8 protein-coding genes and 1 pseudogene are annotated in these 11,855 nt (G+C 54.5%); 5 read left to right on the forward strand and 4 right to left on the reverse strand.

Annotation, left to right across the window (positions count from 1 at the left end):
* Positions 1-120: 120 nt before the first annotated feature.
* Positions 121-1,518: an L-lactate MFS transporter gene (locus tag OEL57_RS02710; RefSeq protein WP_300736670.1), complete on the forward strand. Its 1,398-nt coding sequence runs from the start codon at positions 121-123 to the stop codon at positions 1,516-1,518.
* Between the two features lie 112 nt (positions 1,519-1,630).
* On the forward strand, positions 1,631-3,196 hold the full coding sequence (locus OEL57_RS02715) for an AAA family ATPase (RefSeq protein ID WP_300736672.1): 1,566 nt from the start codon (positions 1,631-1,633) through the stop codon (positions 3,194-3,196).
* Here OEL57_RS02715 and OEL57_RS02720 read toward each other — a convergent pair.
* The gene (locus OEL57_RS02720) at positions 3,168-3,869 is read right to left on the reverse strand and encodes a YkgJ family cysteine cluster protein (RefSeq protein WP_300736674.1); all 702 of its coding nucleotides are present in this window, start codon (positions 3,867-3,869) and stop codon (positions 3,168-3,170) included. The genes OEL57_RS02715 and OEL57_RS02720 overlap by 29 nt on opposite strands.
* A gap of 25 nt (positions 3,870-3,894) precedes the next feature.
* Positions 3,895-4,716, reverse strand: a complete 822-nt coding sequence (locus OEL57_RS02725; protein WP_300736677.1) for a nitroreductase family protein — start codon at positions 4,714-4,716, stop codon at positions 3,895-3,897.
* Positions 4,717-4,804: 88 nt separating this feature from the next.
* Between OEL57_RS02725 and OEL57_RS02730 the strand changes: the two are divergent.
* Positions 4,805-6,451: pseudogene (locus OEL57_RS02730) on the forward strand (putative manganese-dependent inorganic diphosphatase).
* A gap of 8 nt (positions 6,452-6,459) precedes the next feature.
* Here OEL57_RS02730 and OEL57_RS02735 read toward each other — a convergent pair.
* Entirely contained in the window at positions 6,460-7,401 is a 942-nt protein-coding gene (locus tag OEL57_RS02735) for a class I SAM-dependent methyltransferase (protein WP_300736680.1), read from the reverse strand.
* A 251-nt stretch (positions 7,402-7,652) separates the two neighbouring features.
* Between OEL57_RS02735 and OEL57_RS02740 the strand changes: the two genes are divergently transcribed.
* Both OEL57_RS02740 and OEL57_RS02745 read left to right on the forward strand, forming a co-directional pair.
* The gene (locus tag OEL57_RS02740; RefSeq protein ID WP_300736683.1) at positions 7,653-8,969 is read left to right on the forward strand and encodes a DEAD/DEAH box helicase; all 1,317 of its coding nucleotides are present in this window, start codon (positions 7,653-7,655) and stop codon (positions 8,967-8,969) included.
* 21 nt (positions 8,970-8,990) lie between these two features.
* Positions 8,991-10,619 (forward strand): ABC-F family ATP-binding cassette domain-containing protein, encoded by a 1,629-nt coding sequence (locus OEL57_RS02745; RefSeq protein ID WP_300736686.1) that lies wholly within the window; start codon positions 8,991-8,993, stop codon positions 10,617-10,619.
* Between the two features lie 36 nt (positions 10,620-10,655).
* Here the strand turns inward: OEL57_RS02745 and OEL57_RS02750 are convergent, their stop codons facing one another.
* Positions 10,656-11,840: an ATP-binding protein gene (locus OEL57_RS02750; RefSeq protein ID WP_300736690.1), complete on the reverse strand. Its 1,185-nt coding sequence runs from the start codon at positions 11,838-11,840 to the stop codon at positions 10,656-10,658.
* Between the last annotated feature and the right edge of the window lie 15 nt (positions 11,841-11,855).

An 11,855-nucleotide genomic window follows, 5' to 3' on the forward strand; every position in this document is an offset into this window, starting at 1 on the left:
TAACTGTTTAATTATAATAGGTAAAAATCATTTTTGGGGGATTTGATTGTTTGGCACGTCAGTTGCGTTAGTCAAGCAACCTGTTTTACTGAAACTCTATCATCCACGAGGAGGGTGTTCATGTCTGACCAGAATCCACACAAGAGCAAGGGCTGGCAGGTGGTTATTGCCGGTACCGGTATTAACCTGGCCTTGGGCGTGCTGTACGCCTGGAGTATTTTTAAGGAGGCCATTGTCAGCTCTATCAAAACTGGTGGTCCCGGTGCCTTTCAGTGGGAATTGACCTCGGTCGGTACACCCTATGCGGTCTGTTGTCTGACCTTTGCCTTTGCCATGATTGTTGCCGGTAAAGCCCAGGATAAGATCGGTCCGGCCAAAACTGCGTTGATAGGTGGTCTGCTGGTGGGGGCCGGTTTTGTTATGCTTGGCTTTACCAATAGTTTTGTTGGCTGGGTGGTAGGTTTCGGCGTTCTGGCCGGTGCCGGCTTTGGTTTTGGCTATTCTGCAGCAACGCCCCCTGCCATTAAATGGTTTTCATCTGCCAAGACCGGTCTGGTGGCCGGTATTGTGGTTGGTGGTTTCGGGCTGGCTCCTGTTTATATTGCGCCGCTGGCCAAGACCCTGCTGCATGCCTATGGCATTCAGAACTCCATGCTGATTCTTGGGATCGGTTTTCTGGTGGTGGTCTGCGGTTTTTCCTTCCTGCTGGTAAATCCGCCCAAAGGCTATGTCCCCCGTGAAGTGCTGCGTGGCTACTATCCTGCTCTGGATGCCGAGAAGAAGAAAAAGGAAGAGGTTAACGCCACCGTTAGTGAAGTGCTGCGTTCACCCAAATTTTACGTGCTCTGGATCTGCTTCTTCATTGGTGCCGGTGCTGGCCTGATGGTTATCGGAAGTGTGGCCGGTATGGCCAAGAAGAGTATGGGTGAGATGGCCTTTGTGGCGGTAGCCATTGCCGCTGTGGGTAACGCAGCTGGCCGGATCGTTGCCGGGGTGCTGTCAGACCGGATCGGCCGTCGTGCCACCCTGTTTATCATGCTGGCCTTCCAGGCATGTCTGATGTTTGCAGCTATTCCGATCACTGCCAACCCCAACGCCGTTATGCTGGTCATACTGGCAACATTCATGGGCTTTAACTACGGCTCCAATCTGGCCCTGTTCCCTTCCTTTGCCAAGGATTACTGGGGACTCAAAAACTACGGTCTCAACTACGGTGCCCTGTTTACCGCCTGGGGCGTGGGTGGGTTTGTGCTGGTACAGGCTGCTGACAAGATCAAGGCCATGCCGAACGGCAACACGAACGCCTTTATCGCTGCCGGTATATTGCTGGCCTGCGGTGCTGCCCTCTCCATCTTTCTGGCTGATAAGAAGAAAGTGGTTGCCGGCGAAGCAGAACCTTCACGCTGGCAGGAGTTCTGGGCCGAATTTTCACTGGGTTTCAAGGTGTTCCTCGGTTTTGAGGCACCTCAGGTCCGCGCTCCCCGTAACTGGGATGCCATTGAAAAGGGTCGCGCCTAACAGATGCTGTAGATAGTCACAAAAGAAGCCCCGCTCTGTTCGGGGCTTCTTTTGTTTGACTGTCACTTTTTCAGGTGTAGAGTTACTGTATTATGCACGCAAGGAGAATGCTATGGATCGTCCCGTGATTGATCATCTGCTGAATCCCGGCGTTTACCCTGATCCCACCACCGCAGTGCAGCATCTGCAGACCCACATCTCTCACCTTTTTCTGACTGACCGGTTCGTCTACAAGATCAAGAAACCGGTGGATTTTGGTTTTCTTGATTTTACCTCCCTTGAGAAACGCCGCTTTTATTGCCATGAAGAGTTGCGTCTGAACCGGCGTCTCTCTCCTGACATCTATCTTGAAGTGGTTGCGCTGTATCTGGATGCTGATGGCAGGCTGAGCTTTCAGGCTGACGGACCGGTAGTAGAGTATGCGGTCAAGATGCTCAGGATGCCCCAGGAACGGATGATGTCCTGTCTCCTGGAGCACGGAGGGGTAACAGAAACGGATATTGATGCTATAGCGAAAAAGGTGGCCCGTTTCCATGCAGAGGCTGCGCGGGGTGACGGTATAGCCCTGTTTGGCACGCTTGAGGCGATCAGGAGCAACTGGTTGGAGAACCTCCGGCAGGCTGCACTCTATTGTGGCCGTACCCTGTCGGAGCAGGAACATACCTGGATTGCGGAGCTGGCATTGCAGCGTCTGGAACAGGATTCTGTACTGTTTCTGTGTCGTCTGCAGCAAGGATATATCCGCGAATGCGATGGTGATCTGCATACAGAGAATATCTGTCTGGACGGTCAGGTACATATCTTTGACTGTATCGAGTTTAATGAAAAGTTTCGTTATAGCGATACGGCCGCTGATGTGGCTTTTCTGGCAATGGATCTTGAAAACCATGGCCGCCGGGATCTGGCGGAACTGTTTGTTGAACGTTACGGTTTTTACAGCGGGGATACTGGTCTGAAGCAGGTTCTACCACTGTATCTGGCGAACCGGGCCTTTGTGCGGGGCAAGGTGGAGAGCTTTCGTCTGGATGATCCGCTGATTCCCGAGGAACAGAAAACAGCTGCTGCTGTCCGGGCCCAGTGCTTCTTTCGGCTTTCCAGAGGCTATCTGCTACGTGAACAACTGCCTAAATTCCTGTTTCTAACCTGTGGACCAACCGGTTGCGGCAAGACAGCCCTGGCCGATGAATTGGCTTTTCAGTTGGGGCTGGAACATTTTTCTTCGGATCTGGAACGGAAACGGTTGGCCGGTGTGGCGGCTACCGAGCGGAATGCTGCCATCTACAGTCCTGCCTGGAATCAGGCCACCTATGACCGTCTGTTTGAACTGGCCAGACAGTGTCTGGCAGTACACTCCAGCCTGATTCTGGATGCCACGTTTCTCCAACGCCGGGGCCGGGAGCATTTCATCAGGCTGGCTGCTGACTCCGGTGCCAGGGTGGTTATTCTTCAGCTGTCCTGTCCTGATGAACTGGTCAGGCAGCGTCTGGAACAACGGCAGGTCAGGGGGGATTCGGCTTCTGACGGTACCTGGCAGGTCTTTCAGCAGCAGATAAAATCGGTTGAACCGCCAACTGCAGATGAAGGATTGGTAATTGCTCTGGATGCGACTGAAGAGCCGGTTGCCATGGTTGAAGCGGTCCTCAATCAGCTTAGCCAAGCACAATCAGAAACGGGTTAGTGACTCCTTCTGCTGTCAGATGCTGCTGTACTGCATCACGTCCACCAGTAAAACGGCTGCTCAGCTGATGTTCAAGCTCAAGCCAGACCAGCCAGGGTAGTGATCCCAGTAGCGAAAAACCGTAAACTGTTTCCATCTGCTTCAGGGTGGCTTCCTCAAGTTCCTGGCCGATCTCCTGAGGTGTTGCCGCATAATGGGTTGGAAAGGCCACTGCTGATCGATCCAGCGATTCCATAAAGGCCTGTTTCTCATTGCTGGCAAGCGAGGCAAAATCGGTTACGCACCAAGCAGGCTCTTTGGTTGCAAACAATGACCGGCAGGAAAGGGGGCGTGCTGCATAAACGCCGCAGGCACCGGTCTGATCAAGGAAAGGACAGGGGCCTGCCTCGAAACGGTAGGACCGTAGCCATTCCTTAAGGTTGGTGGAGCTGTTGGCGGCCTTTTGTATGTGTGGTATCTGTGCTTTCAGCCGTTCTTGCTGCTGCTGATCAAGGGCGGCTGCCACCAGCATCGCTTCAGGGAAACTGCAGTTAACCACCAGCGAACAGCAGCCGCTGCAGCCTTTTCCGCAGTATAGGGCTCCACCCCGTTGGCGGTATTCGGAACTCCAGGCAGTGCACAGGTGGTCGAAACAATCCTGGCGCTCCTGTACTGAAGCAAGCAGTTCTATCATGGTGCGATTCTCCATACCTGTTCTGTCAGCGCCAGACAACGTTGCCGAAATTCCGTTTGGGTGGTCGCTGGTAGCTGACCGCCGGTTTGCCCAGCAGCATGGCGTAGGCCGGTTGATGTCCCTCCGGCAGCCCCAGGGCATCCCGCAACGGTTGCCAGCTTTCGCGGGCGTACTGGAAATAACCGGCCCAGCAGGTTCCAATCCCATAGGCCGGTGCCGCCAGATCCAGATAGGACAGGGCGATCAAGCCATCCACCGTACCCAGCGGAAAATCCTTATGGGCATGGGGCAGCACCAGGCGCGGTGCCTTGCGACTGATCGGGTCATTGCCTTTTTCCCATGATTTGATCATCCCCTCGAAATTGACTTTAAGCCCCGCAGGGGCGTTTTGACGTACCAGGTGACGCATCCAGTCCACCACCAATCCCGACAGGCGCCGCAGTTCAGCCGTATCGTAGATCACCATCCACTGCAACTCCTGGCAGTTCATGCCGGTGGGGGCGTAGCGCATCAGGTCCAGCAGTTCCTGCAGTGTCTCCCGTTCAACCGGTTCCGGTTTGAAACGTCTGATGGAACGACGCATCCGCAGGTGGTGGGCAAGCTGCTCCTTGGGGATAGGGGCGTGCAGGGCAGGGTAGGTGGTTGGATCAAGCCGGGGATCATCTACGGCTATGGCTGCAGTGGGGCAGACGGCCTCGCAGTGGCCACAGATGATGCAGCGCTCAGCTCCGTCATCACAAAAACGGGGAAAGCTGCCCTCTGGCAGGCGGATGATCCGGACCGGGCAGGTGGCGGCGCATTCGCCGCAACAGGTACAGTCGGCATGGTTAACCTTCAGAATCGGCATAATAACCTCGCTTGAAGCTGATTTCCTGATGCAGAGAATTGCATTCTGTCATATCATGCCGGTTGACACAACCTTGGGAGAATCTTGCATGCATGAAAAAATCTACGTTATCGGACACCGTAACCCGGATACCGACTCAATCGCCTCTGCCATCGCCTACTCGGCTTTTCGTCGCAGCCTCGGGAACAACAATGTTGTTGCTGCCATGGCTGGACAACCCAACCCTCAGACCAGCTATATCCTGAAACGTTTGGGGATTGATCCACCAATCTATCTGGCTGATGTCCACCCCAAGGTGCGGGATGTGATCAGCCGCAGCCCGGTGACCGCCCCCACGGATCTGCCGCTGAAGGATGCCCTTGAGCTGTTCCACCGCCATGCCATTCGGGTGCTGCCGGTGGTTGATCAGACGCGCAAGCCACAAGGGGTGGTTTCACTGCTCAAGCTGTCGGAAAAATATCTGGTGGCAGGTACTGACCGTCGGCGAGGTGTGGACAGCAGTCTGGCAGCCCTGAGCCGTTGCCTTGAAGCAACCGTATTGTGCGGTGAGCCTGCTGATCAGATGGAGCACCTGCACCTGTTCATCGGCGCCATGACGGAAGAGTCTTTCAGTAAGCGGATTGATGGCTATGATCCGTCCAGCCTGCTGATCATGACCGGTGACCGTCCTTCAATTCAGTGATCAGCCATTGAATCCGGCGTGCGGCTGCTCGTGATCACCGGTGGTCTGCCGGTGCGTGATGATCTGATTGCCCTGGCACAGGAACGTGGCGTCACGGTCTTTTCAACCCCCCATGATACCGCTACTGCAGCTTCTCTGGCCAGGCTCTCCACGCCGCTGGCCTGCTTTGTGGATCAGAAGTTTGAGCGGATCGGGGTGATGGAGTCGGTGGATCATCTGCGCCTTAAACTGCTGCACTCCGGCGAGCCCGCTGTGGTGGCGGTGGAAGAGGATGGCAGCATTGCCGGTGTTGCCACCAAATCATCCCTGTTGACCCCGCTACCCTATGCCCTGATCCTGGTGGACCATAATGAGCTGGCCCAGGCGGTGCCCGGTGCAGAATCTGTTGAGATTCTGGCGGTGATAGACCACCACAAGCTGGGTAACCCCCCCACCAATCAGCCGATCACCTTTATGGCAGCACCGGTGGGCAGTACCTGCTCCATTGTGGCATCACTCTACCGTGAGCGGGGGATGGAACCGGAACAGCAGATTGCCGCCCTGCTGCTGGCCGGGATCATGTCTGATACCGTTATCCTTAAATCCCCCACCACCACCACCCGCGACCGGGAGCTGGTGGCCTGGCTGGAGCCGATTGCCGGGCTTGAGCATAGCGCCTTTGGCAAGGATATCTTTGCCTCATGCAGCGGTTTTTCTGCCCATGCCAGTCTTGAAAAAGCTGTGCGGGCTGACTTTAAAGAGTTTACAGCCGGAGATACCCTGTTTGGAGTTGGTCAGGTAGAGGTGGTTGGATTTGATGAATTCTACGAATTGAAGGACCGGTTGTGGGACGTATTACGTCAGGTAAAGCAGGCTGACAAGCTTGATCTGGCAGGTTTGATGGTTACTGATATCTACAGCGAAACCACCCTGTTTTTGGCAGAGGGCAAGAACGAGCTGGCCCACCTGATGGGCTATCCTCAGGTGGAGCCGCACCTGTATGAGCTGAAAGGTGTGATGTCCCGTAAGAAGCAGATGGTGCCGCATCTTCTGAAGGTGCTGGTGGCACTGTAGGCAGCGGTTTATCGTTTAGCACCAAGATACTCACTGGTAATAACCTCATAATGGTTGCAGTGGGTGCGCATCTTCCAGGCATGAGAGCCAGTCTGGGTAATGGTCCAGGCTGGCAAAAGAATCCCGTCTTTCCCCTCCAGTAATGCACGTACATTATCTTTGCCTCTTCCTGTGTAGGGTCCGGTTGTGGTTCCACCCAGCCAGCGTTCTTCCGGTGCGGCAGTTGTGGACCATGAGAACGGGTCTGCAAACAGGAATGAGGCATTCTGGGACGCTGCTACCCGGTTCATCTCAAACAGATGGGCCAGTGGATAGCTGACACGGTCCAGCAGGTTGAGTGAGGCAATCTGATCAAAGCTGTTGGCACTGAATGGTAGCCGCAGTGCATCAGCAATTACAAACTCAACATTATCAGTGCGCCATGTAGCAGGCAGTGACAGATGGAATGTCTCGATCAGGTTTCCTTCCAGGGGAAGTGTGAAATCCAGCTCCCGCTTCTGTGCAAGACTACGGGCGGTCTTGATAAAGCCGTGGGAAAGATCACATCCCACTGCCAGATGGCAGAGGCTGGCCATCTCAAACGTAATCCTGCCCACTGAACAGCCAGCATCAAAGCCTGCTGTTGCCGTCCTGGACAGGCAGTCCGCCCACTGGATAGCAGAATCATCAATCTCTGTATCCCCTAAAAGGTCGCTGTAATGACTCCAGAGGTAGCGGTCAGTCATCCCCTTTTCTTCGTAGCGCCATTGTGCGCCGGCAGGGCTACTGTCAGGATCAGGCAGCAGGTGGGCAATTCCTTCCTTTATGGGAAAGCGTTTCTTGCATTTTTTACAGGTCAGGGTACCGCTGATAATATCATCAGCGGCTTCACGTTCAGCTGCCAGGGTTAACGGGTATTCCCTGGGCAGGCAGGCGGGGCAGATCAGATGCGGGAGCAGGAATCGTTTCATGGTGAATGGTATGGTAATCCTTGAACAAGAATAGTGGGGAGCGGATGATTGCTAAAGTATACTGCAGGCATCTTTCTGAAGGCAACAAAGGATGACGCTATAACCGGCTTTCTGTTTGACAGCCTACCGGTCTAACTGGTACTCTCTCTACCATTACACGCTGTTCCAGAAAGATCACGAGTTTCATAGCACTTGTAGCCCCGGACAATTTCGGGGCTTTTTTCTTGAGCACCACAGAAAGAAGGAAGTAGATGCCGTTTCAACAGTTCAGTTTTCACCCCAAAGTGGTAGCAGGAATCACCGCCCTTGGCTACACCACCCCCACCCCTATTCAAGCTCAGGCCATCCCCAAGATTATGGCCGGTCATGACATTATGGGGCTTGCCCAGACCGGCACCGGCAAGACCGCCGCCTTTGCCCTGCCGATCCTGCATCGCCTGATGCAGGGGCCACGCAAGCAGGTGCGAGCACTGGTTATTGCACCAACCCGCGAGCTGGCAGAGCAGATCAATGACGCCATGCTGGAGCTGGGTCAGGCAACCCGCCTTAAAAGCATTACCGTCTACGGTGGCGTTAACGTCAATCCGCAGATTGAGAGGTTACGGAATGGAGTTGAGATTGTAGTGGCCTGCCCTGGCCGCTTGCTGGATCATATCAACCAGGGCACGATTGACCTGACCAATCTGGAACTGCTGGTGCTGGATGAGGCAGACCAGATGTTTGATATGGGCTTTCTGCCTGATATTCGCCGTATCCTGAAGCATCTGCCTGCCCAGCGCCAGACCATGCTGTTTTCTGCCACTATGCCGACCGAGATCAGAGGTCTGGCCCGCGAGATCCTGCGCGATCCGGCCACGGTGCAGGTGGATCATGTTGCTCCGGCAGCCACGGTCAGCCATGCACTCTACCCGGTGGCCCAGCACCTGAAGACAGGGCTGCTCATGCAGTTGCTGAAGCATACCGATACCGATTCAGTGCTGATATTCACCCGCACCAAGCACCGCGCCAAGCGGGTAGGGGAACAACTGGAAAAGGCTGGCTACACCGCGGCCTCGCTACAGGGTAACCTTTCCCAGAACCGGCGTCAGGCTGCCATGGACGGCTTCCGGAACGGTACCTACCAGATTTTGGTGGCAACCGATATCGCGGCCCGGGGGATTGATGTCTCCCAGGTTTCTCACGTGATCAACTATGATATCCCGGACACCAGTGAGGCCTATATCCACCGCATCGGTCGCACCGGTCGGGCTGCCAGAAACGGTGATGCCTTTACCATGATAACCGATGAGGATACCGTCATGGTCAAGGCGATTGAGCGCACCCTGGGGACTGCCATTGAACGCCGCACCGTGGATGGTTTTGATTACACCGTAGCGGCACCCCGCAAGGATGATGAGTTTGCCCGGCCACCACGCCCGCCCCGGAACCAGCCCAAGGCAAAGAAACCTGCACCCAAACCGGCAGCAGGGCAGGGGACAGCACCAGTCCGCAACGAGCATAAACCAGCTAGTAAACCAGCAGGTGCTGGTGGAGCTCGACCTCAGCAGCGGCCACAACGGCCACGTTAATATTTTTATTGGAGTTTTTGAATGGTTCACCTATCCAACATAACCAAACAACACGGTTCGCAGGTGCTGTTCCGTGATGCCAGTTTTCAGATTCTGCCCGGTTCCCGCACCGGTCTGGTGGGCCCCAATGGTGCCGGCAAGACCACTATTTTTAGGATTATTACCGGTGAAGAAGAACCGGACATTGGTGATATGACCTGTGCCAAGCGAACCACCATCGGCTATTTTTCTCAGGATGTGGGGGATATGTCCGGCAGGTCTGCCTTGGAAGAGGTGATGGCCGGATCAGCCGAGACCATGCGTCTGGCTGGTGAACTGAAGGAGATGGAGGCTGCCATGTGTGAGCCCCAGTCTGATGACGAGATGGCAGCCCTGTTGGAGCGCTATGGTGTGGCGCAGGAGGAGTTTGAGCACCGTGGCGGCTATGATCTGGATACCCGCGCCCAGACTGTGCTAACCGGCCTCGGCATCGGGCCGGATCGCTTCAATCATCCGGTGGAGTCGTTCTCTGGCGGCTGGAAGATGCGGATCGCCCTGGCCAAGATCCTGACCTTGAAGCCGGATGTACTGCTGCTTGATGAGCCAACCAACCACCTTGATGTTGAATCGATTGTCTGGCTGGAGGAGTGGCTGGCCGATACCTTTGACGGCGCCCTGCTGATGACCAGCCACGACCGGGACTTCATGAACCGGATAGTGACACGGATTGTAGAGGTGGCCAACAAGACCGTCACTACCTACGGCGGCAACTACGACTTTTACGAAAAAGAGCGGGAGATCCGCCATGAGCAACTGCTGGCCAGCCACAAACGCCAGCAGGATATGCTTGCCAAGGAAGAGGATTTTATTGCCCGTTTTGCCGCCCGGGCCTCCCATGCTGCCCAGGTGCAATCCCGGGTTAAAAAGATTGAGAAGATCGAGCGGATTGAGATTCCTGCTGAAGAACGGACTGTGCGATTTGCGTTCAATGAACCGCCCCGCAGCGGTGATGATGTGGTGGTGATGGATGGTCTGGCAAAAGAGTGGCCGCTGCCCGATGGCGACGTAAAGCCGGTTTTTTCAGGGGTAAGCGGCATCATCAAGCGTCAGAGCAAGATTGCGGTGGTGGGGGTGAACGGTGCCGGAAAATCCACCTTTCTGAAGGTGCTGGCCGGTGAGACCGAGCCAACCAGCGGCAGCGTTGCTTTGGGTGCCAATGTGGAGCTGGGCTACTTCAGCCAGCATGCCATGGAGGTTCTTGACCCGAAGAAGAGTATCTTTGAAACCGTACAGGATACACTGCCCCTTGCCAACCGTGGGGTGATCATGAACCTGCTGGGCGCCTTCCTTTTCTCCGGTGATGCGGTGGACAAGAAGATTGAGAACCTGTCCGGTGGCGAAAAGAGCCGGGTGGTGCTGGCAACCCTGCTGGCCAGACCGATCAACTTTCTAATCCTGGATGAGCCCACCAACCACCTGGATATCCGTTCACGTGAGATGCTGCTGAATGCACTGCAGAACTTCACCGGCACCGTCATGCTGGTCAGCCATGATCGTCACTTCCTGCGATTGCTGGTTGATCGGGTGATTGAGGTGGATCACGGCGAGATGCGGACCTATGAAGGAAACTACGAGTATTATCTGGAGAAGTCGCATCACTTTGCTCATTAACAAAAAGCTTCTGGACTTGATTCCGGCGATGCAACCTCACATCGCCGGATCCAGCAACTCCCCAAACAATGAATCACAGTCCAGTACTCCTTGAACCACGGTATCGCTTCGGCGTTGTGTTTCCTCTCCGCCATATACCAGACCGGCAATAACCGTATGTGATTCACCGACCACTTTTTTGAATTGACGCAAACCCTTGAAAAAATCCGGGTTGATGGTCGATCCCGCCTTAATTTCAATGGCAGCCAGAGTTCTTCCCTGCTCTGAAATCAGGTCAACCTCGTTACCGTTGCTATCCCTGAAAAAATACAGATTACTCCGTTTTCCCCGATTATACAGATGCTTGAGCGCTTCCATAACTACCATATTTTCAAATAGGTTTCCCCGCAGCGGGTCCCGGCTCACCTGGTTTTCATTTTCCAGTCCCAGAAGATAGCTTGCCAGACCAACATCGTAAAAATAGAGTTTAGGTGATTTGATCAGGCGTTTGGAGCTGTTGGTGTGCCACGGATGCAGTAAGTGCACGATATAGCTGGCTTCAAGAATGGTGAGCCACGATCTGGCGCAGGCATGGGATATACCGACATCATTACCGAGACTTTGCAGATTGAGAAGCTGTCCGACCCTGCCGGCGCAGACCTTGACAAAACGCTCGAACTGCGACAGGTCCTTAATTGCCATTAATTGCCGCAGATCCCTTTCTACATAGGTCTCAAAATAATCCCCCATCACCTGAGTCGGATTAAGCTGTTGGTCATGAATGCGTGGGTAGAAACCTTTCAATATGACGGTATCAATGCTTGCAGGGGGAGAAAGGCTGCTCAGCTCGGCCATCGAGAGGGGGAGTAATTTCAAAAGTGCTGTGCGGCCTGCCAGGGACTGGCTGATGGTGTTCATCACCTCAAACTGTTGGCTACCAGTAAGGATATACTGTCCGGGTATGTTCTTTTCATCAACAATTGTCTGGATATAGGAGAGGAGCAGCGGCGCACGTTGGATTTCATCCAGGATGACACCCTGTTGATATGCGGCAAGAAAGCCCCTTGGGTCTTCTGTTGCGTAGCTTCGTGTATCAGGTGCCTCAAGGTTCACATAACTATAGTCAGGGAAAACGTTTCTGCATAAGGTTGTTTTCCCGCTCTGGCGCGGGCCTGTTATGGTTACAACCGGATAGGTCGCGGCAAGTTGCCTGAGTTGCGGTTCAATAGTTCTCTGTATCATGGCAACATACTAGCA

The organism is Trichlorobacter sp., from assembly GCF_030247655.1.
Taxonomy (GTDB): Bacteria; Desulfobacterota; Desulfuromonadia; order Geobacterales; family Pseudopelobacteraceae; genus Trichlorobacter.